The sequence below is a fragment of the Azonexus sp. genome (genome assembly GCF_030824335.1).
Classification (GTDB): Bacteria; Pseudomonadota; Gammaproteobacteria; order Burkholderiales; family Rhodocyclaceae; genus Azonexus.
In genome coordinates this window covers 149,027-172,997 of the sequence record NZ_JAVBXX010000006.1, presented here as the reverse complement: position 1 = coordinate 172,997, position 23,971 = coordinate 149,027, and the positions used below count along the sequence as shown (strand labels likewise).

The window sequence follows — 23,971 nt, the reverse complement described above, 5'->3', positions numbered from 1 at the left end:
CACAGTCTTGCCTCGCTTAGCATCCTTCCCTTCCATGTCTCTCGGTGCCCGCAAGGGAGAATCGGGAAGGCGGTGCGAATCCGCCACGTGCCCAGCGCTGTAAGGATGACGGGCGATGCTTAAGCCACTGCGCAAGCGGGAAGGTGCATCGGCCGGGTGAATCCGAGTCAGAAGACCGGCCGGGGGACAAAATCGGGCGGCTTGGACAGGCCGCCTGCGCTTTTCCAGAAGGGGAATCCATGGAAAACCAGACTGCGCCGCTGGCGCACGCTTTTTCCGACGCCGACCGGGCGGCGGTGTATCAGGCCATTTTCAACCGGCGCGATGTGCGCGGCCAGTTTCTGCCCGATCCGGTGCCGGACGAGGTGCTTGCCCGCGTCCTGATGGCGGCGCACCACGCGCCGTCGGTCGGTTTCATGCAGCCGTGGAATTTCCTGCTGGTCCGCTCGTCGACCGTAAAACAACGCGTGCACGCCGTCTTCCAGCAGGCCAACACGGAAGCCGCCGCGATGTTCCCGGCAGAAAAGCGGGAGATTTACAGCCAGCTCAAGCTGCAGGGCATTCTCGACGCGCCGCTCAACCTGTGCATCACCTGTGACCGTTCGCGCAGCGGGCCGGTGGTGCTGGGCCGCACGCACATGCCGACCATGGACCTGTACAGCAGCGTGTGCGCCGTGCAGAACCTGTGGCTGGCCGCACGCGCCGAAGGGCTGGGCGTCGGCTGGGTCAGCATCTTTCACGAGAAGGCCTTGCAGGATGCGCTGGGGATTCCGCACCACATCGTGCCGATTGCCTACCTGTGCATCGGCCAGGTCAGCCATTTCAACGCCAAGCCGGAACTGGAAAAGGCCGGCTGGCTGCCGCGCCTGCCGGTGACCGATTTGCTGTATCACGAACAATGGGGCGAACTGGATGCCGGCGATTCCGGGCAAAAAATGCCGTTGACCGCAATATTGGCCGAAATGCAGCAGGCCATCCAGGATCAGGGCATTTTCCCGGCATGACCTTCCCGCTGCTGCTTGACGGATATTTCGCCATGCCGCTGGCCGCTGCCTTCGGCGTGGCGCTCGACCGCCTGCTTGGCGAATTCCGGCGCTTTCACCCGCTGGTCGGTTTCGGCAATCTGGCAGCGAGCATCGAACGCTGGCTGAATCCGCAACAGGCACATACGAAACGACGACAAATCGCCGCCGGCTGGCTCGGCTGGTCGCTGGTGGTCTTGCCCTTCGTCGCGCTGGCCTGGGCTGTGCGGCCACTGGCGCCGTTCGTCGTCGATGTGCTGCTGCTGTATTTTGCCCTCGGCGCGCAAAGCCTGTGCGAACACGCCGAAGCCATTGCCCGGCCACTTCAACGTGGCGATCTGGCCGAGGCGCGGCAACGCGTCGGCTGGATTGTCTCGCGCAACACCTCGGCGCTCGACGAATCCGGCGTTGCCAAGGCCGGCGTCGAATCGCTGCTGGAAAACGGCAACGATGCGATTTTCGCCACCCTGTTCTGGTTCGCGCTGCTCGGCGGCCCCGGCGCCGTGCTGTTCCGGCTGGCCAATACGCTGGATGCGATGTGGGGCTACCGGACGACTCGTTACAACCTGTACGGCCGCTTTGCTGCCCGCTTCGATGACGCCCTGAACTGGCTGCCGGCCCGCCTGACTGCGCTGACTTACGCGCTGCTCGGCCAGACGCGCATGGCGCTCAACTGCTGGCGCACCCAGGCCCCCGGCTGGGACAGCCCGAACGCCGGCCCGGTGATGGCAGCCGGCGCCGGCAGTCTCGGCGTGCAATGTGGCGGCGCGGCGATTTACCACGGGCAGGAGGAAATCCGGCCACCGCTCGGCTGCGGTCCGGCCCCGGTCGCCGCCGACCTGGCCCGTGCCATCGCCTTGGTCCGGCGCAGCCTCTGGCTGTGGCTGGTCGGCCTTTGGCTGATTGCTTCACTGAATCATTTTCTGCACCCCTGGGTGCAATCTTTCCTGACTGGACTGCCCCATGCTTGACCACGGTGGCCGCCTGCGCGAAGCCGCAGCCCGTTACAACATCCCGCTGAGCGACTGGCTCGACCTGTCGACCGGCGTCAATCCGCATGGCTGGCCGGTGCCGCCATTGCCGCCAGCCGTCTGGCAACGCCTGCCAGAAGAGCACGACGGGCTGGAAGCGGCTGCCGCCGATTACTACGGCAACCCCAACCTGCTGCCGGTCGCCGGATCGCAGGCCGCCATCCAGTGGCTGCCGGCCTTGTTGCCGCGCGCCGCCGTCGCCTGCATCACGCCGATCTACAGCGAACATCTGCAAGCCTGGCAACGTGCCGGGCACAAGCTGCGTCTGCTGCACAACGCGCCCCTGAGCCGCGCGCTGGGCGTCGCCACGCCGTATGTGCTGCTGTGCAACCCGAATAATCCGAGCGGGCACCAGCACAGCCGCGAGGCGCTGGTCGATGCGGCGGCGCAACTCAGAAAACGCGGCGGCTGGCTGATCATCGACGAGGCTTTCATCGACGCGACACCGGAACACAGCGTCACCGCGCTGGCCGGCACGGCCGATGCGCCGAACCTGATTGTCTTCCGCTCGCTCGGCAAGTTTTTCGGGCTGGCTGGTGTGCGTGTCGGCTTCCTGTTTGCCGGCGAGGAACTGCGCCACAAGATGGCCGAGGGCATCGGCCCGTGGACGCTGTCCGGCCCGGCGCGCGAAGTGGCCCGCCTGGCCCTGGCCGATCGCGCCTGGCAAAACGCCATGCGGCCCCGCCTGCTGGCCGAAGGACAACGTCTGCATGCGCTGCTGGAAAAGTTGGGCGAAGTCCGTTCGACCGCCCTGTTCGCCACGCTGAAAACGCCACAGGCCAGCGAACTGCATGAGCATCTAGCCCGCCGCGCCATCCTGACCCGGCATTTTGCCGACCAGCCTTTGCTGCGCCTCGGCCTGCCCGGCGACGAAGCCGGCTGGCTCGCCTTGGAAAACGCCCTCGCCGACTGGAATCCCGCATGAAACCGACGAACATTTTGAGCAAACTCCGGCTTTTTCGCCCGTTCAGCGCGTTGACCGCAGTATTTCTGCTGCTTTCGCCCACAACGCCTGCGCAGGCCAACGAACGCGTGTTCAAGGACGATACCGGGCGCGAAGTCCGGCTGGCCGGGCCGGCCAAACGCATCATCGCGCTCGCCCCGCATATCGCGGAAAGCCTCTATGCCGCCGGCGCTGGCGACAAGCTGGTCGGCACGGTCGATTACAGCGATTACCCGCCGGCGGCGAAAAAAGTGCCGCGTGTCGGCGGTTATTCGCGCGTTGATCTGGAAGCCGTGATCGCCCTGAAACCCGACTTGGTGCTGGTCTGGGAAAGCGGCAACAACATGACGCAGGCCGACAAGCTGCGGGCGCTCGGTCTGACGGTCTATATCTCGCAACCCAACCGCATGGAAGACGTGGCCGGCCAGCTTGAACGCCTCGGCCAACTGGCCGGCACGGAAAACGTCGCCAATGCGGCGGCGGCAAACTTTCGCCAGCGTCTGGCCGGACTGCGCCAGGCCAATGCCGACAAGCCGAAAGTCCGCACCTTCTACCAGATCTGGAAAGCGCCGCTGATGACGGTCGGCGGCCCGCAAATCATCAGCGATGCGATCCTCTTGTGCGGCGGCGAAAACGTCTTCGGCCACCTGCCGCAGATGGCGCCACGGATCAGCATCGAATCCGTCATCGAAACCGATCCGGAAGCCATCATCGCCACCGGCATGGGCGACGCCAAGCCGGAATGGCTGCACGACTGGGACAAATGGACGCGCATGACCGCAGTAAAGCGCAACAACCTTTTCCACATCAACCCGGACATCATGCAGCGCCACACGCCGCGCATTCTCGACGGGGCCGAGAAACTCTGCGCCCATCTCGATGTCGCACGCAGCCGTCGTCCGAAAAAGTGAACGCCATGTCTTTGCCGCTTTCTTCTCGCCTGCCCCAGCGCATCGTCTGCCTGACCACCGAAACCGTCGAAGTGCTTTATGCCTTGGGCGAACAGGCGCGGATTGTCGGCATTTCCGGCTATACCGTCCGGCCGCCGGAAGCGCGCAAGGAAAAGCCCAAGGTCTTTGCCTTCACGACGGGCGACATCGACAAGATTCTTGCGGTCAACCCCGATCTGGTCCTCACTTTCTCCGATCTGCAGGCCGACATCGCCCGCGACCTGATCAAGGCCGGCATCCCGGTCTACGCCTTCAACATGCGCAGCGTCGAAGACATCCTGGCGATGATCGAAACGCTCGGCCGACTGGTCGGTGCCGAGGCCAAGGCACTGGCGCTGGTCGCCACGCTGGAAGCGCAGATCGAACAGGCCCGGCAAATCGCTGCCGAACGCATCGCCCGCAGCGGCCGCCGGCCGCGCGTCTATTTCGAGGAATGGGACGATCCATTGATCAGCGGCCTGCGCTGGGCCTCCGAGCTGATCGAAATCGCCGGTGGCGAGGATATCTTCGCCGAGCGCGCCCGCTCGCCGCTGGCCAAGGATCGCCGACCAACGCCCGAAGAAGTCATTGCCGCCGCGCCGGACATCATCATCGGCTCCTGGTGCGGCAAGCACTTCCGCCCCGAGCGGGTCGCCGCCCGGCCCGGCTGGGAGAGCATTCCTGCGGTCAACCAGGGCCGGATGCACGAAATCAAGTCCGCCATCATATTGACGCCCGGCCCGGTCGCCATCAGTGAAGGGCTGCCACTGCTGCTCGACATCCTGGCGCAGTGACGCATACCTGCGCCGACGCTGCGGCAAACACTTATTGCCTTGGCATGTCACAAGCCCCTATAGTGCGCAAATGCTGCGGCTTGCCCTGATCATTTTTTTCATTCTTTGTAGCCTCTCCCAGACCGTCCGGGCAGAGGAAATTGCGCTCGTCATTGGTGACGACAGTGCCCCCTACAAGGAATTTGCCAACACCCTGCGGCAAAGTCTGCGCGGTAGCAAATGGCGTATCCGCTATACCGACGAAACCCTCAGGCCGCTTGATCAGGAACCGGTAGATCTCGTCATCACGGCGGGAAGCGACACCTTTCGTCGAACGCTTGGCAACACGGGAAAATCTCCCCTGCTGGCCACGCTGTTACCCGCCAACGCCTACTACAGCATCCTGGCGCAAAAACCGTCCTCGCCCAGCATCTCTGCCATCTACCTTGATCAGCCAGCCAACCGGCAAGCCCGACTGATCCGTCTATTGCTGCCAGCCAGCCAGCGCATTGGCGTACTGGCCGGCGATCAGTCGATGAGTCAAGCCAATAGCTTTCGTTCGGTTTTTACTACCCAGCGCCTGCATATCATCACGGAATCTGCCGACAACGATGAACAGGTCCTGCCCAAGCTTGAATCCCTGTTACCCCGTATCGATGCATTACTGGCCCTGCCGGACCCGCTGATTTATTCACGCAACAGCGTCAAACCACTGCTCATCACGGCTTATCGCTTCCGCCGACCGGTCATTGCTTTTTCCGCAGCCTTGGTCAAAGCTGGCGCACTGGCCGCCCTGTATTCCAGCCCCGCACAGATCGGGCGCCAGACAGGAGAAATGATCGTCGCACGAGGTAACCGTCTGCCGCCCCCGACCGGGCCAGCGGAGTTTTCACTCAGCATCAACCATAGCGTTGCCAACACCTTTGGCTTGCGCCTTCCCGAAGAGGCCGAGTTGTTCCAGAAACTACTAGCCGGCGGACCCGAACAATGAACAACGCAACACTGCGCCAGCGTCTGCTACTACTCACCCTCCTGCCCGGCGTACTGATCACCGCAGTGCTGGTGCTGTATTACTCGATGAACGGGATCAGCGCGCTGGAAACCGAACTGCGGGCCAAAGGCTTGTCCACCGTACGCTATCTGGCACCGATCAGCGAATACGGCATCATCTCCGGCCAAATGGACAGCATTTACGGCCTGGTTCAGGCGGCCATCCAGGAGCCCGGCGTCAAGGCTGCCATCATCGTCAATCAGCGTGGACGCACACTGGCCGTCAGCGGCCGGATATCCTTGCCCGCCGACATCATTCGGCAACAACTGACAGCTCCGCAACAAGTGGCTGAGAGCAAATCCTGGATAGCTTTCGGGGCACCGGTGATCCGTACCCAGAACGACAAGGACCCGCTGTTCGACTTTGTTGGCCCGGAGGACACGCCACAGGAAACCATCGGGCATGTCTTTGTCGAACTGGACAAGGAAGAATTGGCTGCACGTCAGCGCGAATTGCTCCAGCGCAGTCTGGTTATTGTCCTGCTGGGGCTTGGCCTGATGGCCGCCTTCGCGATCTTCATGGCCGACCGCCTGGCCCAGCCGCTGCAACGACTGGCCCGCGCCGTGCGCAGCATGTCGACCGGCCATTTCGATACTCGCGTCCCGACCCTGTCGACCGGAGAATTGCGCGTACTGGAAGAGGGTTTCAACGATATGGCGGCACACATTGAGGAAGCCCATCGCTCAATGCAGACCCGTATCGAAGAAGCTACCGCACAACTTCTCTTTCAAGCCAGACATGATGCGCTCACCGGCCTGGCCAATCGACGCGAGTTCGAATTACGCCTGGACAAAGCGCTGGCAGGCGTACATGCCGGGGGGGCTGAATTCAGCGTGCTGTACATCGACCTGGATCGCTTCAAGACGGTCAACGATGCTTGCGGCCACCTGGCTGGCGACGAATTGCTGCGCCAGATTTCACTACTGTTTCAGGGACGGCTGCGCGAGGAGGATACGCTGGGACGCCTCGGCGGTGACGAGTTCGGGATACTGCTGGCCAACTGCCAGCCAGCCAAGGCACGCCAGATTGCTGACGAGCTGTGCGCATTGGCTGCGGAATACCGCTTCGTCTGGCAGGACAAGATTTTTGCCATTGGTGCCAGCATCGGGATTGCCCCTGTTACCCGCGAGGTGCGCGATACCCAGGAGATCCTCTCGCGCAGCGATGCCGCCTGTCTGCAGGCCAAGGAGCAGGGACGCAATCAAGTGTGCGAGCCAACGACGCAACCGTACACCGAGCGACGCAAAGATCACGGCAACTGGGCCAGCCGCCTGAGCAGTGCACTTGCCGAGGGGCGTCTGATTGTCGAAGCGATTCCGATCCGGGCGCTGCAAGCCGAGTTGCCTGGCAGTCCGATTGCCGAACTCACTGCCCGCCTGAATGAACCGGGCCAGCCACCCATCGCGCTGAACGCCTTGATCGACGCCGCCGAACGCTATGACATGGCCAGCACCTTCGATCACCACTTTCTGGAAACAGCGATCAACGCACTCGCTCGCACAGCCGAACATCAGCGGCCAATGCGCTGCCTGCTACCGCTGTCGCGTAATGCCATTTCCAGCCCAAAAACCGGTGATTTCATCGCTAGCCAACTGGGCAAGCACGGCATTGCCGGGGACGGTCTGTACCTGATGTTCTCGGAGGAGATCAGCACGCATCACACCAGCCAGATCATCGAGTTTTCCCGGCGCATGCGCGAATTGGGTTGCCAGATCGTACTTACCGAGTTCGGCGGGGGGATTTCGTCCTTCTCGTTACTGCGCACCATTGGCCCCAGCCATGTCAGGCTGAGCAGCAGCCTGACACGCGGTATTGGCGATGGCGTCTCGTCGACCGCGCTATTGCGTGCAATCCTGGAAATCGCTGCCGAGCAGCGGATTTATTCGATTGCCCAAGAGGCCGACGACACCTTGCTACTCGATCAATTACGCAGACTCGGCGTAGCCTACGCGCACGGCAAGGCGGTAGCGCCACGCGAACCCTTCGACGCCTGGTTTGAAGGTGCCGTCATGCGGGGACGTACCCGTTAGTTCGGCAATACCGCTCACAAATCCAGGCGCAAGGTGAGCCAATGTCGACGATCAACAGTGCGTTGGGTAGGTTCGCTTCCCGCCCCTCTTTGTTCATTGTGTGCACCGTTCAGCGACTGCACGGTATAGGCCACTTCACCGCGCTGCCCGGCTAACGAAAATGGATAGGCCAAGCGCGCATCAGTCCGCTTGTACTTGCCGACATTGGTATTGCGCGTCCACTTCATCGCATCCACCCAGTAGCGGGAGAGCGAGAAATCGAAGCCATAAGGCAGCTTCTGCATGAACATCACCGACGACGAATGATGCGGTGCCGAATTCTCGGCCAGATTGACATATTTCTCCACATCCGAAGTGAACCAGAGATTGCTGCCCTCAACCGCTGCGATTGTTTCCCCATGGTCGGAAAACCGGCTATCGATCTTGATGCTTGCGTGGTTCAACAGTATCCGGGTTGTTTCGAACGGTGACCATTTCCACTGGAACTCGTACCCTTGGATATCGATGTCCTGAATCGACTGCTCGGAGCGAGGGGTTACTGGATTGGATGACGGGCCTGGGCGAATCAGCATCACGCGATCCGTCAGTTTTTCGCGAAAATGCCGCACATCAAGGCTCATCCGCAAGGCACGCCAGTCTCCCAGATAGGCCAGCTCCCAGCTATCCAGACGCTCTGCCGGCAGTTGCGGATTACCGATCTGGTCATTGCGAGTAATCGTCGGACCTTGCCGATAGTTTGCGCGATAAGCCAGGATGCTCGAAGAACGCCAGGCCTGCGAATAGCCGAGCCGTACCGTGTTTTCCGGTGTCAGGTGAAAAGCCAGGCTGGTTCTCGGCGATATCTGGTTACCCGCCAGCGTGTCGTATTCGTTGGACACGCCAAGATTGGCCGTCAACCAGGTCGTCGGTTTCCATTCGCCATTGGCAAAGGAACGCCAGACATCGCGCTTGACCGTGCCCAAGCCGCGCAACAAGGTATTCGAGGACATGGCATCGCGCCGCCAGCTGGCCCCCCAGACAACCCGGGTATTTCCCGCCGGAGAAAAATGATGGACCGCCTCCAACTCATGGCGCTGCCCCCAGTCGCCGGACAAATTTATTTCCTCGAACCCTGGGGGATAATCCGGATCGATGAAACTCTCGTTACCTTTGTCTTCACTAAACGTATAGCGCAGGGAAAAATCCGCATCGGCAGACAGGGTACGCAGCCAGCGCATTTGCATCCAGGTCGACGACTCTTCCAGGTTGCGCAAAGGATCTCCCGCCTCACCCACGACTGGTGTTGCTTCAAGATCAAGGCGACCCCGGGCAAAACGCCCGTCGACTTTCCCGAAATTCAATTCCAGCGCATCGCTGGAATTCACCTGATAATCGAAACGGGCATCAAGTCGGCGGTTACGGTATTTATCACGCCAGTTATAACTGTTATCAAGACCATCGTCGCTGGCTTCCTGATAAGTCAGACGGAAATTTCCCGCATCACCGAAAGCACCACCGCCCCGCACGGTGTAGTCACGCACGCCTTGATTGCCATTGCTGGCAGACACTGAAACGCCACGAACCAACGACGGGTCGATGGTGATGATATTGACCACGCCAAGAAAGGCGTTGGTACCGTAGGAGACAGAATTCGAACCACGTACGACTTCGATGCGTTCGATATCTTCCAGCGCCACCGGGACCAGCGCCCAGTTCATGCCCCCCCGAAACAATGGCGAATGCAGCGAACGACCATCGATCAACACCTGAACACGCGGCGAAAAATCATTGTCGTCGGTAATGCCGTGATAGGTCACTCGTGCCGGCGCATCGCTATGCGCAAAGGTCTGAAATCCAGGTACCAGTCGGAAAATGTCGTTCAGCGAACGAACACCGGAGGCACGAATCATGTCGCGATCAATCACGCTCACCGACGCAGGTGCATCGGCCAGACGTTGCTGCAAACGACTGACCGACCCGACAACCGGCAACTCGGCAAAGAAAATATCTTCATCTGCCATGGCGGATGAAAACGCGCTGACCAGCAACAGGGGTAAAACACGGCGCGACAATGTCTTCATCGGCTAGATACTCAAGAGATCGGTGACTCAAGGTTCCCGGGCATGGCCAAGGCCTGCTTCCAGGCACCGGCGAAGCAATCGGACTGGGCGCCCATTATCGCACCATGGCGCCCTGTCGCGACCAAGCAAAGCGCCAAACCGGCCTGATCCACCGAAGTCACCGCCCCGACATCGACTTCATCGACCCCGACACGCGTCAAGGCATGCATGAAATCATTGCGCAAAGCGCCGCTCAAACCACCAGTGATGCGCATTACTTTTCGCCCGGCCAGCTCGTTGACCGAAAGAATTGACCCCTGCCCCGACGCCAGAGCCGCCTTGATTCCATCTTCGATCAAAACCTGACTGATCAATCCCGGCTGGAAACGCGCACCGAAAAGATCCCCCACCCGACTGACCACGGTTACCGGCATATCAACCACGGGCGAACCGAATAGTGAAAACTCGCAGCCGATGCTGCGCCCGATAGCGAGTTGCATCCCGCAACGCAACATCAATCCGGACATCGACAGATTCTCGATGAAACCATCGCCCATCTGCCCCCCGTAGCCGATCCGGACCACGGGAGGTTCTCCGAAACGAATGCGTTGATGCCGTCGCTGCTCAATCATTTCTGAACTTTCAATCGATAAAGTTATCCACGCAAGATAGTACCAAAGTCTTATTTGTTGCCCCCACGACTTCCGTGGATTCCTCTCTGCATCGAATTGACTTTTCACAGCCCGCTGGGTATCTTCAAGCCTTGTCGGAAGCTTCCGGCGGCGCCGATTTGAGCTCAGATTGCGGGCGCCTTTAAAAATGCAGCTAAAACGGGGACCACCCAGTTCGCGTTTTAGCCGACTGGGTTTTTTTGTTTTTGGGAACACCATGCCGGGTATTGGCGTCGTCGAATCGCAGCGCATCCATTTCAGTGAGCCACTACATCTGCGTAGCGGCGGCATACTGCCATCCTTCGATTTGGCAGTCGAAACCTACGGTACGCTGAATGCGGCAAAATCCAACGCGATTCTGGTCTGCCATGCACTCTCTGGCCACCATCACATCGCCGGTCACTACGCCGACCAGCCGAACAACATTGGCTGGTGGGATAACATCATCGGTCCCGGTCGACCACTGGATACGGATAAATTCTTCATCGTCGGCCTGAACAACCCCGGCGGGTGTCACGGCTCCACCGGCCCGTCCTCGCTGAATCCAGCCACGGGAAAGCCTTGGGGGGCTGACTTCCCGATGGTTGCAGTGGTTGATTGGGTCAACGCCCAGGCTCGGCTGGCCGATGTTTTCGGCATCGATCAATGGGCGGCAGTCATGGGCGGCAGTCTGGGCGGCATGCAGGCGCTACGCTGGAGCATCACGTATCCGGAGCGCGTACGCAACGCATTGATCATCGCCTCGGCCCCCAAGCTGTCGGCGCAGAACATCGCATTCAATGATGTCGCGCGCCAAGCCATCCTGACCGACCCCGACTTTCACGGCGGTCACTATTATGAACACGGCACCCGGCCGTTGCGCGGTCTGCGCCTGGCCCGCATGCTCGGCCACATCACGTATTTGTCGAACGATCAGATGGGCGAGAAGTTTGGCCGCGAATTACGCAACAATGCCTTCTCCTTCGATTTCGACGTCGAATTCGAGATCGAATCCTACCTGCGTTATCAGGGCGACAAATTTGCCGGCTATTTCGACGCCAACACCTACTTGCTGATGACCAAGGCACTGGATTATTTCGATCCAGCCCGCCTCGACGACGGCGATCTGGTCAAGACCATGGCCCGCACCCATGCCGAGACCAACTTCCTGGTCGCCTCGTTCACGACCGACTGGCGCTTTTCACCGGCGCGCTCACGGGAAATTGTCGCTGCCTTGCTAGCCAATGGACGCAAGGTTTCCTACGCTGAAATCGACCTGAACTACGGCCACGATTCCTTCCTGATGGAGGATGCCCATTACCACGGACTGGTTGCCGCTTTTCTCGGGAACATCAAGCTATGACACATACACTGGGACGTCCCGACTTTGATGTGATTGCCAGTTGGGTAAAACCGGGGCATCGGGTACTTGATCTTGGCTGCGGTGACGGTTCGCTACTCAAGCGTCTGATTGAAGTGCGTGACGTTCAAGGCTGGGGCGTCGAGATCGACGATGCAAACATTCTGGCCGCCGTCAAACAAGGCATCAATGTGATCCAGAGCAATCTGGAAAATGGCCTGGCTGATTTCGCCGACGATGCCTTCGACCATGTCGTGCTGTCGCGCACGCTGCAAACCGTCCGCCATACTGAAACCATCCTGCGCGAGATGCTGCGCGTCGGCAAGGAAGCCGTCGTCTCTTTTCCTAATTTTGCCTACTGGAAAAACCTGCGTTCGGTGCTTGATGGCCGCATGCCCGTCTCCGAAGACCTGCCATACCAGTGGTACGACTCGCCCAATGTGCGGTTCTTTACCTTGCTGGATTTCGAAGCGCTTTGCACGCAGATGGGCCTGATCATTCGCGAACGCCAGGTACTCGACGAAGCCGGCAATCCCGTTGTTGCCGACGAAGCACGCGACCTGAATTTTCTCGGCAGCCTGGCTGTTTATCGCCTGACTCGCCCACGTTGATACGACAAAATATCGGGGCAAGAGCGCCAACTCGCTACTGCGGTTTTTCCTGATTCAATTACCCCGGTAGAAGAACCGGCTTGGTTGCCAGCGGAGTCAGTCATCCAGCGCCCCCTGCACCTGCGGGCGCCCCAAACGAGTCAGCGCAGTACGCAACCACCACACCATGACCACACCGGGCACGGCAACCACGATCGAGAACAGGAAGAAAGCCGGCCAGCCAATACTGACGGATAACACACCGGAAAGCGGACTGACGTAAATTCGACCCACAGCGGCAAAAGCCGACAGCATCGCATAATGTGTTGCGGTGAAACGCTGGTTGCACAAGCCCATCAGCAAGGCAACAAAAGCCACGGTGCCCATGCCGCCGCTGATGTTCTCGCCAGCGATCACCACCAGCAACAAACAATCGAGCGCAGCAGGCTGGGCAAGCGAGACGATTCCCCAGTCGAACGCCGGCATCATCACCTCGCCCCAAGCTCCTTTGCCTAACTGAGCCAGCAGGTAAAAACCAAAATTCGACACCAGTTGCAAGATGCCAAACAGCAACAGCGAGCGATACAAGGCCAGCCGCGTCATGATCAGCCCGCCAACAAAAGCCCCAAAAATAGTCAGCCAGATACCGATAACCTTGTTGGCAATACCGACCTCTTCCTGCGCAAAACCCATGCCCTTGATCAGGAATGGCGTCGTCAGACTGCCGGCAAAAGCATCGCCCAACTTGTACAAAATGATTAACGCCAGAAAAGCCGCAGCACCTTGCTGAGCAAAGTAGCTGGACAGCGAACGGTTCAGGGTTTCAAAGCCGGCCCGTTTCGCCGCCCAAGCCGCCAATGGCAGCGCCAATGCAATCTCGCCAAGAACGAAGAGCAGTTGAATCCAGCGATTGCTGTCATCGGGATTGAGTCCAAGCAGAATCAACAGTTGCCGGGCCAGCCAGTAACCGACGACGACACCACCCAGCATCGCGGCAAATCCAAGCAATTCACGTTTGGGGTCGGAGGCAAGCGGCTTCAGTGTTGCCGACACTCTCGGCAGCATGAATAGTGACAGCACACCGCAAACCAGCATGATTGCCGCCATGGTTTCGTACACACGGGGCCACGACTGCCATTGCCCAGCCCAAACCAGGGAAATCCCGCCAGATAGAATCATGGCCAGGCGGTAGGCAAAAACATGCACCGATGCCCCCAAGCCACGCTCTTCCTCGGGCAAAAGATCAGTCCGATAAGCGTCGACCACAACATCCTGTGAAGCCGACAGAAAAGCCACCAAAACTGCAGCAATGGCAAACATTTGCGGCGTGGCACTGGGCGACAAACGGGCCATCCACCAAAGCAAGGCGGCCAGCGCCAGTTGAGTCAGCACCAGCCAACCTCGACGGCGCCCCAGCAACGGCGGCTCAAACCGATCCATCAAGGGCGCCCATAAAAACTTGAAGGTATAAGGCACGCCCACCAGACCGAAAAAACCGATGGTGGCGAGATCAAGCCCGTCAATCGTCAGCCAGGCCTGCATTGCCTGGCCGGTCAGCGCCAGCGGCAATCCGGAAGCAAAGCCGAGCAGCAGAATGGCGAACAAGCGCCAGCCTCGACTCAACGCAAGTAACGTCACTGGCCTGCCTCACGGCGCTTGAGCGCCTCGTCCTTCCGTTTGAGTCTCCGCCGATCCAGCCACCAGGCATAAACCGGGAGAATCAGCATCGATCCCGGCAACAGCAACACTATCAGGTACGGTGACAGATGGGCGATGCGGCGCAAATGCTCCAGCAACTCCAATCGCTCGGCTGGCGTCCACTGCCCCCCATTACGGGCCTTCATCAGCAATGGCATCATGCCTCTGGTCGCCATGACCTCGCCGATGACTCGCTGAACCTCGCGCCGCTGCGACGACAACAACTGGCGCCACCACCCCGGCAGGACGGCGGTCACTGTTTCACTTTGGCTCGAGCTCAACGCAAACGACTCAGGGTTGTACGCACAAGCTGCCAGCCTCGCCAAACAAAAAAGCCGCGCTTGGCCCAGCGAATTGCGCGGCCAGGACGGAGTATTACGGCAACAGCGACCGATGCTCCAACAGCTAATGGATGCTGTTTCAGCCAATCGATGCCACGCAAGGTGGCATCACCTTTGGCCAGCAGACGCTCCAAACTCTCGGCATGGTAGGAAAGCGCATCCCGCTGACTCGCAATCCGCGCCCCTAGTGCGCCACGCCGCGCCGCAAGTTCGAGCCGCTTTTCGTTCATTGGCGAGACTGTCCACGCAAATGCGCAACATCCGCATCAAGCTCGGCCAGGCTGCTGCGAAAGAGACTGCTGGGTGCTTTTGCCTGTTTGCGCAGGGACAAAACCAGTAGCGCAGCGCCAAGCAAAAACAGCAGGGCAAAAAAACCGAAAACCAGCACACGCTGCTCCCAGAAGGCCAGCGCAAAGCTGAAGACAGCCATGATGACACCCAGCGCGATCAAAAATGCCGCACCAATGGCCTTTGCCCACATACCGATCAGCCGATATTTTTCCTCCTCGATCTCGGTGACCAGAAGTTCGGCGCGCGTACGCCCAATCGACAAAACGGTTGCAACAAGATTCTTCAGCCCGGTGAAGAGGCCTTCGTGAGCGCCTTCGCCGCCAGCTTGGCCGGCCATCCGATTAACGACGGCCGATCAACACGCCCAGCGCCAAACCCAGCGCAGCAGCAACACCAACAGCCTTCCACGGCTGGTCATGGACGAAATCGTCGGTAGCACGAGCTGCAGCCTTGGTCTTGTCGACCATTGCATGTTCCATGTCAATAACGCGATCCTTGGCGTCGCGCAGGCGAGCCCCCAGACGATCACGCAATTCGCCAACTTTCTCACCGGCCACACCGGTCGTTGCGCGCAGTAGCTCTTCGGTATCAGCGATCACAACCTTCAGATCAGAAACCAGTTTTTCCTTGTTGGCAGCAGCGATTTGTTCGGACATTTGGAAACCTCGTCATAAAGCAGTTATTCAGAAAGCACAGGTTAGCCCGTCCTGCCGCGTAAATCAATTCGCATCGCTCACTACGCGATAATCGTAGTCGACGATCAACGGTGCGTGGTCCGAAAAGCGCTGCTCCTTGTAAACCGAAGCTTGGCGAGCCATCGCGGCAATGCCTGGCGTGGCAATCTGATAATCGATCCGCCAACCGACATTTTTTGCCCAAGCCTGACCACGATTGCTCCACCATGTGTAACAAGCATCAGTCGCTTCGGGATGTAGCTGACGATACACATCGACCCAACCCAACTCATCAAACACACGACTCAACCAGGCACGCTCTTCGGGCAGGAAACCCGAGTTCTTCTGATTGGATTTCCAGTTTTTCAAATCGGCTTCTCGATGCGCAATATTCCAGTCGCCACAAAGCACTATCTCCCTGCCTTCGGCCCGCAAGGCCAGCATTTTCGGCAGAAATACATCGAGAAAGCGGAATTTTGCCTCTTGGCGCTCCGGCGAGGATGAGCCAGAAGGCAAATAGAGCGATATCACCGACAAATTTCCGAAATCCGTGCGGATATAACGTCCTTCGGCATCGAACTCCCCTGCATCGAAGCCCTCGACGGCAGCCACTGGTTTGTGCCGACTCCAGATACCAACACCGCTATAACCCTTTTTTTCGGCACAGTGATAGTGCGCATGCATACCATCCGGTGCCAACATTTCTGCAGACAAGTCCGGCAATTGAGCTTTCAACTCCTGCAGACAAACAATATCCGCCTGCTGGGCAGCCACCCAGGGCAGAACGTTTTTGCTCCAGGCAGAGCGGATTCCATTGAGATTCAGGGAGATGATGCGTAACATTGCGCGGATATCGGTTGGTTTGCTGATTGCGATTGGAGAGTTATGGATTTTCGTCAGGATTTCATCGAATTCGCCCTCAAATGCCAAGTGCTGCGCTTTGGCGAATTCAAGACAAAGGCCGGGCGGCTATCGCCTTATTTCTTCAATGCAGGCCTGTTCAATGACGGCGCCTCGCTGGGACGACTGGCCGAATTTTACGCCAAAGCCGCAAGCACCGGCGGCATCCAGTTCGACATGCTGTTCGGACCGGCTTACAAAGGCATTCCGCTGGTTGCTGCGATCACCATCGCACTGGCCAATCAAGGGCAAAACTTTCCCTTTGCCTTCAACCGCAAGGAAGCCAAGGATCACGGCGAAGGTGGCACCATCGTTGGAGCCCCGCTCACGGGCCGCGTCCTGATTGTCGATGACGTCATTTCAGCGGGCACCTCGGTGCGTGAATCCGTCGAGATCATCCGTTCAGCCGGCGCCACACCAGCTGGCGTACTGATTGCACTGGATCGCCAGGAGCGCGGCCAGGGAGAATTGTCCGCCGTTCAGGAAGTGCAACGCGATTACGGCATCCCTGTATTGGCGGTTGCCGGACTACGTGACCTGCTGGCGTACATCGGAAATCACCCGGAACTCGCAGAGCACCGCATCGCAGTTGCCCGTTATCGCGAGCAATACGGTGTTGATGCAGCGTAAGCACTTACTGGCGCTTTGCCTACTGTTTGGCCTGGCCACACCAGGCTGGAGCGGCTCGGAGTTTTATTGTTGCAACGACCAAGTAACCGGCCGCCGTGTTTGCGGCGATTCCCTGCCGCAGCAATGCCGGGGAAAAGCGTACCGGATATTCGACAAGGCGGGCAACCTGCAGAAAGAGGTTGGGCCACCGCTTACCCCGGAACAAAAAGAAGCCATCCGGGAGCAGGCGCTTCGCGCCAAACAACTTGAAGAAACACAACGCGAGCAACGGCGTCTCGACCAGGCCTTGCTCGATACCTATGCCACCCCCGAAGATATCGAACGAGCCCAGAACAAGGCAGAAAATGACGTGAAACTGCTGATTCAGATGGCACAAGAAAAAATCCTTGCGTCACAGAAACAGCAACGAAAACTGGCCGCCGAAGCCGAGTTTTACAAGCGCAAGGCGATGCCAGCCGATCTGGAAAAAAACCTGCGCAACATTGGCCACGAGATCCAATTGCAACAGGAATTCATCGATCTTAAAAACAAAGACATGGTGGCACTACGTGCGAAATATGACACCGAACGTCGCCGCTACTTTGAACTGACCGGACGCAGTACAAACACCCCGCGTCCAAGTCAGCCGGTTACCGCTACTCCGCGAGTTTCGCCTTCAACAAGTCGTTGACCTGCTGCGGATTGGCCTTGCCTTTGGCCGCCTTCATTACCTGACCGACCAGGGAGTTAAACGCTTTTTCCTTGCCTGCCTTGAATTCGGCAACATTGGCTGCATTGGCTGCAAGCACATCATCCACCAATTTCTCGATGGCGCCGCTATCGGTAATCTGCTTCAAGCCCTGCTTTTCAATCACCTGGTCGGCCGTCGCACCTTCACCCAGCCACAGCGCCTCGAAAACTTTTTTCGCGATGTTGTTGGAAATGGTGTTGTCGGCGATACGCAGGATCAGGCCGCCCAATTGCTCGGGCGATACGGGTGAAGCAGCGATGTCGCGATCTTCCTTGTTCAGACGCGCCGCCAGATCGACCATCACCCAGTTGGCACAGGGCTTGGCCGAGGTTTTACCGGCGACTGCTACGGTCGACTCGAAATAATCAGCCATTTCCTGGCTCGCTGTCAGCGTCGCAGCGTCGTAGGCGGACAGTCCCAGCTCATTGATGAAACGTTCGCGTTTCTGCTGTGGCAATTCCGGCAGTTCATTCCGGACACGGGCAATCCAGTCTTCGCCGATGACCAACGGCAGCAGATCGGGATCGGGGAAATAGCGGTAGTCGTGCGCGTCTTCCTTGGTGCGCATGGTCCGCGTTTCGCCGGTATCCGGATCGAACAGCACGGTGGCCTGCTGGATTTTGCGCCCTTCCTCAATCTCGTTGATCTGCCACTGAACCTCGAAATCAATGGCTTCCTTGAGGAAGCGGAAGGAGTTCAGATTCTTGATTTCGCGCCGGGTACCGTATTCGGCCTGCCCCTTGGGGCGAACCGAGACATTGGCATCGCAGCGGAACGAGCCTTCCTGCATGTTGCCGTCGCAAATGCCGATCCAGCGCACCAGCGCATGCAGCGCACGGGCGTAGGCGACGGCTTCGTCGCTTGAGCGCATGTCCGGTTCGGTGACGATTTCGAGCAAGGGCGTACCGGCACGATTCAGATCGATACCGGATTTGCCCTGGAAATCTTCGTGCAAGGACTTGCCGGCGTCTTCTTCCAGATGGGCGCGGGTCAGCGTGACAACTTTTTCATAAGCCTTGTCGCCACTGCCTACCTGCAAGGTCAGTTGGCCACCGACGACGACCGGCAAATCCATCTGGCTGATCTGGTAGCCCTTGGGCAAATCCGGGTAGAAATAATTCTTGCGCGCAAAGACGGATTTCGGTGCGACGTGGGCGCCTATGGCCAGCCCGAAGCGGATCGCACACTCGACTGCTTTTTTGTTGAGCACCGGCAAAACACCGGGCAAAGCAAGGTCGACCGCACAAGCCTGCGTATTCGGCTCGGCGCCGAAGGCAGTCGAGGCACCGGAGAAAATTTTCGAAACGGTCGCCAACTGCGCGTGCGTTTCAATGCCGATCACTACTTCCCACTGTTTCATGGTTTCATCCGTTCAATGACAACGCCCGTTCCGTGCATCGACGACGACGGGCCACAGATAATCGAAAGCCTTGCCCTCACAGGACTTTGGGCAACTGTTGAAAGCCAGGGTGACGTTATTTCCCTGCTCCCACATACGTAACGTACAGGCGCTGTCCTGCTTGTGCCGCAACAAAGTCTGCGGCAAGCGGGCCTCCTGCTCGAAATCCTTCAGATTGAAGCGACAACTGCCATGCGACTTCATGCTGATCTGCGCCTCAAGCGCCTTCACATCAGCATTCTTGACCAGCAAATTGAGCCGGGTCACCGTACCGATCGCATCGCGATGCGAACACTTCGACTTGACGTTGAGCGGCCGGGTTGGCTGTGGCTTCAGATTCCGGTTGGCCAGATATTTCAAGGTCGAATTCTTGAATTTCGGCGCTTCGCTGACCTCCTGCACCGGCTCGGCCGGCGCCTCGAGCACCAGCCCCGGCTCAGGCTCCCTGGGTGCCGAAGCACAGGCTGCCAGCAGCAATCCACCAAGCACGATCAGAACACCACGCATTCAGGCGATGTCCGCAGGACGCCGGTTATGCCAGTCAGTGGCCAATTGATAGCGATGCGCCACATTGAGCAGGCGGGCCTCGTCGAAATAATTGCCAACCAGTTGCAAACCTACCGGCAAGTCGCTGGCAAAGCCACAAGGAATCGACATGCCCGGCAAGCCGGCCAGATTGACCGCAATCGTGTAGATATCCGACAAGTACATCTGCACCGGATCGGCCGCCTTTTCACCCAGCTTGAAGGCGGTCGATGGCGAGGTCGGGCCGAGAATCACGTCACAGGACTTGAAGGCCTCGACGAAATCATTGGCGATCAAACGACGAATGCGCTGCGCCTGCAGGTAATAGGCATCGTAGTAACCGTGCGACAGCACATAGGCACCGATCATGATGCGCCGCTTGACCTCACCGCCAAAGCCCTGCGCCCGCGTCTTCATGTACATGTCGTCGAGGTTGCCGTATTCCGGCGCCCGATAACCGTAACGCACGCCGTCGAAACGCGACAGGTTGGAACTGGCTTCAGCCGGCGCGATGACGTAATAGGCCGGCACCGACAGATGCGAATTGGGCAGCGACACTTCTACGGTCGACGCCCCCAGTTTGCGATATTCGGCAATGGCTTCCTGCACGGCCGCCATGACTGCCGCGTCGCAACCGGCGCCAAAAAACTCTTTCGGCAAGCCGATACGCAGGCCGGCCAGAGGTTTATCGCCCGCCGTTGCGTCAAGCTCGCGCGTGTAATCCTCAACCGGGCGATCCAGCGAGGTCGAATCGCGTGGATCGAAACCGACCATGGTATTGAGCAAGAGCGCGCAATCCTCGGCGCTGGCTGCCATCGGGCCGCCCTGATCAAGCGACGAAGCAAAGGCGATCATGCCGTAACGGGAAATCACACCGTAGGTCGGCTTCAGGCCGGTCAGATTGCACAAGGCCGCCGGCTGGCGGATCGAACCGCCGGTGTCTGTCCCGGTTGCTGCCGGCGCCAGACGCGCCGCAACGGCTGCCGCGGAACCGCCGGACGAACCACCCGGCACGCGACTGCGATCCCACGGATTCTTGACCGGACCAAAATACGAGGTTTCGTTGGACGAGCCCATCGCGAATTCGTCCATGTTGGTCTTGCCCAACGAGACCATGCCGGCATCGCGGTGCATTTTCTCGATCACCGTCGCGTCGTAGGGCGACACGAAATTGGCCAGCATTTTCGAACCGCAGGTCGTCGTCCAGCCCTCGGCGCAGAAAATATCTTTCTGGGCGATTGGAATGCCGGTCAACGGCCCGGCCGAGCCTGCCGCAATTCGCGCATCCGCGGCACGGGCCATTTGCAGGCTTTTTTCGCGGTCGACCGTAACAAAGGCGTTTATTTCAGGATTCAGGCGCTCAATACGATCGAGGAACAGGGTGCTCAACTCGAGGCTGGAGATTTCCTTGGCGGCCAGCGCCTGCGACAACTGTTTCAGGCTTTTGTGAATCATTCGATCACCTTCGGCACGAGATAAAGACCGGCTTCGGTTTCCGGCGCAACAGCCTGGAATGCAGCCCGGCGATCAGTTTCGCTGACCGCATCGTCACGCAGGCGCTGACTGAGATCCTGAGCATGCGCCATGGGCTCGACGCCCCGGGTATCCACAGCCTGCATCTGCTCGATCAATTCGAAGATGCCATTGAGGTGAACTTGCGTGGTTAGCGCCTCGGATTCACTGACCTCGATGCGGGCGAGATGAGCGATCCGCTGAACCTGTTCTAGTGTGAGCGACATGGGCTTGAAAAAGACTTTCTGCAGTGCACAAAATCTTAAAAACGAAAGCGTTGTAAGGTATCATAAAAGCTTTACCTACCGCATCCCCCGCGCGGAGCACAGACTAGATGTTCGGATTCCTCTCCAAGTATTTTTCCAACGACCTCGCCATCGATCTCGGCACGGCCAATACGCTGATTTACGTGCGTGGCCGCTCGATTGTTCTCGACGAGCCATCGGTCGTTGCCATTCGCCTCGAAGGCGGACCCAACGCCAAGAAAACCATCCAGGCCGTCGGCCGGGAAGCCAAGGAAATGCTTGGCAAAGCCCCCGGCAGCATTACCGTGATTCGTCCGATGAAGGACGGCGTGATTGCCGACTTCACCGTGACCGAGCAGATGCTCAAGCAGTTCATCAAGAAGGCGCACGACTCCAAGCTGTTTTCACCCAGCCCGCGCATCATCATCTGCGTGCCGTCCGGCTCGACGCAAGTTGAGCGTCGTGCCATCCGCGAGTCCGCACTGGGCGCCGGCGCCAGCCAGGTTTACCTGATCGAAGAGCCCATGGCAGCAGCCATTGGTGCCGGCCTGCCGGTTTCCGAAGCCACCGGCTCGATGGTCGTCGACATCGGCGGCGGCACGACAGAAGTCGGCGTCATCTCGCTCGGCGGCATGGTCTATGCTGGCTCCGTGCGCGTTGGCGGCGACAAGCTCGACGAAGCAATCATCAATTACATCAGCCGCAACTACGGCATGATGATTGGTGAGAACACCGCCGAAAACATCAAGAAAAACATCGGTTCGGCTTTCCCGGGTGCCGAAATTCGGGAAATGGAAGTTTCCGGCATCAACAAGGCCGAAGGCATTCCGCGCAAGTTCACCATTTCGTCCAACGAAATCCTCGAAGCGCTGACCGACCCGCTCAACCAGATCATTTCCGCCGTGAAGTCCGCGCTGGAAAAGACGCCACCGGAACTCGGTGCCGACATCGCCGAAAAGGGCATGGTCCTGACCGGTGGTGGCGCCCTGTTGCGCGATCTCGACCGCCTGCTGATGGAAGAAACCGGGCTGCCGGTGATCGTCGCCGACGAACCGCTGACCTGCGTCGCCCGTGGTTGCGGCATGGCGCTGGAAAAGATGGACAAGCTGGGCAGTATTTTTGCCTCGGATTAAGGCGTCGACCGCAATAATGCAGGATTGATCGCGATGGCCGGCATCGACCACGCTCCACCGCCTTTCTTCAAGCGAGGGCCAGCACCGCTGGCCCTTCTGACGTTTTACGTCGCCATTTCGCTGGCCTTGTTCGTCATCGACTTGCGCCTGCGCAGTGTCGACCTGGTGCGCCAGAGCATTGCCCTAGTCACCGATCCAGTGCAACGTGTCGCCCAAACACCGGGCAGCTTGGTTGATTATGCGGCGGACTATCTACGCGGCCTGCAAAACCTGCTCGACGAAAACACTCACCTGAAACAGGCCCAGTTGCGTACGGCGCCCAATCTGCTGCGCCTGGAGCACCTGGAAAGCGAGAACGAGCGTCTGCGCAAATTGCTTGCCGTCAAGGAACGCGAAAAGGCCAGCGGCGAGGTGGCCAAGATCATGTACACCTCGCGCGACCCTTTTTCCCGGCGCATCGTGATCGACAAGGGACAACAGGCCGGCATCATTGCCGGACAGCCAGCCATCGACGAGGCCGGGATTGTCGGCCAAGTGACCCGAATTTTCCCTTTTTCTGCCGAAATCACGCTGATTACCGACAAGGATCAGGCCGTCCCGGTGCAAATCGTGCGCAATGGACAGCGCTCGGTCGTTTTTGGGCTCGGCAACGGAGATCTGGAACTGCGCTACATCCCGGCCCATGCCGACATCAAGGAAGGCGACCTGCTGGTCACCTCGGGCCTGGACGGGATTTATCTGCCGGGCTTCCCGGTCGCCCGTATCGCCAGTATCGAGCGTGAAAACACGTACACATTCGCTCGCATCCGCTGCGTTCCTATTGCTGCCGTCGAAAACTTCGGTGAAGTACTGGTCCTCGCGCCGCGTCAGGCGCAACCGGCTCCGCCTGAAGAGGTTATGGGGCGCAGCGGCAACACGGGCGTCCCCAAAAAGGCAGCGAGCAAGTAATGCAACCAACTTTTTCTTCATCGCGCATTCTGCTACCGGCCAGATCATGGTTCGTCATCTTCAGCCTGTTCGCCGCCCTGCTACTGAACTTCCTGCCGACCGCCCACTGGCCCGGCATACCCGACTGGGTAGCCCTCGTTTTATGCTTCTGGAGCATTCGAGAACCACGCCGAGCCGGCATGGGCTGGGCCTTCATGCTCGGACTGGCGATGGATGTCGCCGATGGTGCCGTACTGGGCCAGCATTGCCTGGCCTATCTACTGTTGTCCTACGTCGCAGCAGGGCAATCCAGGCGCATCCTGTGGTTTCCGCTAAGCCAGCAGGCCCTGCAGGTACTGCCCATCCTGCTCGGTAGCCAACTGATTCAGCTTGTCATGCGCTTACTTGCCGGTGGCGAGTTTCCCGGCTGGAGTTATTTGATCGGCCCACTTGTCGCTAGCACCATCTGGGTGCCCATCACCTTTCTGCTGCTGCTGCCGCAATACCAGCCAGTGGAGCGTGATGACAATCGGCCACTCTGACACAGA

26 protein-coding genes and 1 riboswitch are annotated in these 23,971 nt (G+C 59.2%); of the genes, 14 read left to right on the top strand and 12 right to left on the bottom strand.

Translation table 11 applies throughout. The features are described 5' to 3' along the window. Window positions 1-25: 25 nt before the first annotated feature. Window positions 26-199, top strand: a riboswitch (cobalamin riboswitch). 40 nt (window positions 200-239) lie between these two features. The 7 genes from bluB to RCI20_RS03075 all read left to right on the top strand — a co-directional run bounded on the left by bluB (window position 240) and on the right by RCI20_RS03075 (window position 7,779). After that, the gene (gene bluB / locus RCI20_RS03105) at window positions 240-1,004 is read left to right on the top strand and encodes a 5,6-dimethylbenzimidazole synthase (RefSeq protein ID WP_306603082.1); all 765 of its coding nucleotides are present in this window, start codon (window positions 240-242) and stop codon (window positions 1,002-1,004) included. Beyond that, window positions 1,001-1,993, top strand: coding sequence for an adenosylcobinamide-phosphate synthase CbiB (gene cbiB, locus RCI20_RS03100; protein WP_306603081.1), 993 nt, complete (start codon window positions 1,001-1,003; stop codon window positions 1,991-1,993). The genes bluB and cbiB overlap by 4 nt, the downstream gene beginning before the upstream one ends. After that, window positions 1,986-2,978 (top strand): threonine-phosphate decarboxylase CobD, encoded by a 993-nt coding sequence (gene cobD / locus RCI20_RS03095; protein WP_306603080.1) that lies wholly within the window; start codon window positions 1,986-1,988, stop codon window positions 2,976-2,978. The genes cbiB and cobD overlap by 8 nt, the downstream gene beginning before the upstream one ends. Further along, a complete protein-coding gene (locus RCI20_RS03090; protein ID WP_306603079.1) occupies window positions 2,975-3,907 on the top strand; it encodes a cobalamin-binding protein in 933 nt (310 codons plus the stop codon). The genes cobD and RCI20_RS03090 overlap by 4 nt, the downstream gene beginning before the upstream one ends. Window positions 3,908-3,912: 5 nt before the next feature. After that, complete coding sequence (locus RCI20_RS03085) at window positions 3,913-4,719, top strand: cobalamin-binding protein (protein WP_306603078.1); 807 nt, start codon at window positions 3,913-3,915, stop codon at window positions 4,717-4,719. Between the two features lie 70 nt (window positions 4,720-4,789). Next, a complete protein-coding gene (locus RCI20_RS03080; protein ID WP_306603077.1) occupies window positions 4,790-5,689 on the top strand; it encodes an ABC transporter substrate-binding protein in 900 nt (299 codons plus the stop codon). Then, window positions 5,686-7,779, top strand: a complete 2,094-nt coding sequence (locus tag RCI20_RS03075; RefSeq protein ID WP_306603076.1) for a diguanylate cyclase domain-containing protein — start codon at window positions 5,686-5,688, stop codon at window positions 7,777-7,779. The genes RCI20_RS03080 and RCI20_RS03075 overlap by 4 nt, the downstream gene beginning before the upstream one ends. A gap of 14 nt (window positions 7,780-7,793) precedes the next feature. On the opposite strand, the gene RCI20_RS03070 is transcribed toward RCI20_RS03075, so the two are convergent. Together RCI20_RS03070 and RCI20_RS03065 are read right to left on the bottom strand one after the other, a co-directional pair. Beyond that, complete coding sequence (locus tag RCI20_RS03070; RefSeq protein WP_306603075.1) at window positions 7,794-9,839, bottom strand: TonB-dependent siderophore receptor; 2,046 nt, start codon at window positions 9,837-9,839, stop codon at window positions 7,794-7,796. Between the two features lie 11 nt (window positions 9,840-9,850). After that, complete coding sequence (locus RCI20_RS03065) at window positions 9,851-10,450, bottom strand: PilZ domain-containing protein (RefSeq protein ID WP_306603074.1); 600 nt, start codon at window positions 10,448-10,450, stop codon at window positions 9,851-9,853. 256 nt (window positions 10,451-10,706) lie between these two features. Here RCI20_RS03065 and RCI20_RS03060 point away from each other — a divergent pair, with 256 nt between their 5' ends. Both RCI20_RS03060 and metW read left to right on the top strand, forming a co-directional pair. Next, window positions 10,707-11,831, top strand: a complete 1,125-nt coding sequence (locus RCI20_RS03060; protein WP_306603073.1) for a homoserine O-acetyltransferase — start codon at window positions 10,707-10,709, stop codon at window positions 11,829-11,831. Then, window positions 11,828-12,439: a methionine biosynthesis protein MetW gene (gene metW, locus RCI20_RS03055; protein ID WP_306603072.1), complete on the top strand. Its 612-nt coding sequence runs from the start codon at window positions 11,828-11,830 to the stop codon at window positions 12,437-12,439. Before RCI20_RS03060 ends, metW begins: the two co-directional genes overlap by 4 nt. A gap of 96 nt (window positions 12,440-12,535) precedes the next feature. Here the strand turns inward: metW and RCI20_RS03050 are convergent, their stop codons facing one another. The 6 genes from RCI20_RS03050 to RCI20_RS03025 form a co-directional block, all read right to left on the bottom strand. Beyond that, window positions 12,536-14,056: an MFS transporter gene (locus tag RCI20_RS03050; RefSeq protein WP_306603071.1), complete on the bottom strand. Its 1,521-nt coding sequence runs from the start codon at window positions 14,054-14,056 to the stop codon at window positions 12,536-12,538. Further along, window positions 14,053-14,373 carry a hypothetical protein gene (locus RCI20_RS03045; RefSeq protein ID WP_306603070.1) on the bottom strand — a complete coding sequence of 107 codons (321 nt, stop codon included), beginning with the start codon at window positions 14,371-14,373 and terminating at the stop codon, window positions 14,053-14,055. Before RCI20_RS03045 ends, RCI20_RS03050 begins: the two co-directional genes overlap by 4 nt. 20 nt (window positions 14,374-14,393) lie before the next feature. Next, window positions 14,394-14,687 (bottom strand): YqjK-like family protein, encoded by a 294-nt coding sequence (locus RCI20_RS03040; protein ID WP_306603069.1) that lies wholly within the window; start codon window positions 14,685-14,687, stop codon window positions 14,394-14,396. Further along, window positions 14,684-15,085, bottom strand: a complete 402-nt coding sequence (locus tag RCI20_RS03035; RefSeq protein ID WP_306603068.1) for a phage holin family protein — start codon at window positions 15,083-15,085, stop codon at window positions 14,684-14,686. The genes RCI20_RS03040 and RCI20_RS03035 overlap by 4 nt, the downstream gene beginning before the upstream one ends. Before the next feature lie 4 nt (window positions 15,086-15,089). After that, a complete protein-coding gene (locus tag RCI20_RS03030; protein ID WP_306603067.1) occupies window positions 15,090-15,404 on the bottom strand; it encodes a YqjD family protein in 315 nt (104 codons plus the stop codon). 63 nt (window positions 15,405-15,467) lie between these two features. Then, window positions 15,468-16,265: an exodeoxyribonuclease III gene (locus RCI20_RS03025; RefSeq protein ID WP_306603066.1), complete on the bottom strand. Its 798-nt coding sequence runs from the start codon at window positions 16,263-16,265 to the stop codon at window positions 15,468-15,470. Between the two features lie 42 nt (window positions 16,266-16,307). Between RCI20_RS03025 and pyrE the strand changes: the two genes are divergently transcribed. Both pyrE and RCI20_RS03015 read left to right on the top strand, forming a co-directional pair. Next, entirely contained in the window at window positions 16,308-16,952 is a 645-nt protein-coding gene (gene pyrE, locus RCI20_RS03020) for an orotate phosphoribosyltransferase (RefSeq protein ID WP_306603065.1), read from the top strand. Continuing rightward, window positions 16,942-17,622: a hypothetical protein gene (locus tag RCI20_RS03015; RefSeq protein ID WP_306603064.1), complete on the top strand. Its 681-nt coding sequence runs from the start codon at window positions 16,942-16,944 to the stop codon at window positions 17,620-17,622. Before pyrE ends, RCI20_RS03015 begins: the two co-directional genes overlap by 11 nt. On the opposite strand, the gene gatB is transcribed toward RCI20_RS03015, so the two are convergent. The 4 genes from gatB to gatC are packed head-to-tail and all read right to left on the bottom strand — an operon-like array spanning window position 17,588 to window position 21,345. Then, complete coding sequence (gatB, locus tag RCI20_RS03010) at window positions 17,588-19,042, bottom strand: Asp-tRNA(Asn)/Glu-tRNA(Gln) amidotransferase subunit GatB (protein WP_306603063.1); 1,455 nt, start codon at window positions 19,040-19,042, stop codon at window positions 17,588-17,590. The two genes, RCI20_RS03015 and gatB, sit on opposite strands and share 35 nt — an antisense overlap. Window positions 19,043-19,054: 12 nt before the next feature. Next, window positions 19,055-19,588, bottom strand: a complete 534-nt coding sequence (locus tag RCI20_RS03005; RefSeq protein ID WP_306603062.1) for a hypothetical protein — start codon at window positions 19,586-19,588, stop codon at window positions 19,055-19,057. Further along, a complete protein-coding gene (gene gatA, locus RCI20_RS03000; RefSeq protein ID WP_306603061.1) occupies window positions 19,589-21,061 on the bottom strand; it encodes an Asp-tRNA(Asn)/Glu-tRNA(Gln) amidotransferase subunit GatA in 1,473 nt (490 codons plus the stop codon). It abuts the gene before it with no gap. Continuing rightward, window positions 21,058-21,345 carry an Asp-tRNA(Asn)/Glu-tRNA(Gln) amidotransferase subunit GatC gene (gene gatC, locus RCI20_RS02995; protein ID WP_306603060.1) on the bottom strand — a complete coding sequence of 96 codons (288 nt, stop codon included), beginning with the start codon at window positions 21,343-21,345 and terminating at the stop codon, window positions 21,058-21,060. The genes gatA and gatC overlap by 4 nt, the downstream gene beginning before the upstream one ends. A 107-nt stretch (window positions 21,346-21,452) precedes the next feature. Between gatC and RCI20_RS02990 the strand changes: the two genes are divergently transcribed. Genes RCI20_RS02990 through mreD form a run of 3 tightly spaced genes read left to right on the top strand, consistent with a single transcriptional unit; the run spans window position 21,453 to window position 23,965 of the window. Continuing rightward, a complete protein-coding gene (locus RCI20_RS02990; RefSeq protein ID WP_306603059.1) occupies window positions 21,453-22,496 on the top strand; it encodes a rod shape-determining protein in 1,044 nt (347 codons plus the stop codon). A gap of 33 nt (window positions 22,497-22,529) precedes the next feature. Beyond that, window positions 22,530-23,444: a rod shape-determining protein MreC gene (gene mreC, locus RCI20_RS02985; protein ID WP_306603058.1), complete on the top strand. Its 915-nt coding sequence runs from the start codon at window positions 22,530-22,532 to the stop codon at window positions 23,442-23,444. Beyond that, the gene (mreD, locus tag RCI20_RS02980; protein ID WP_306603057.1) at window positions 23,444-23,965 is read left to right on the top strand and encodes a rod shape-determining protein MreD; all 522 of its coding nucleotides are present in this window, start codon (window positions 23,444-23,446) and stop codon (window positions 23,963-23,965) included. Before mreC ends, mreD begins: the two co-directional genes overlap by 1 nt. Window positions 23,966-23,971: the final 6 nt, after the last annotated feature.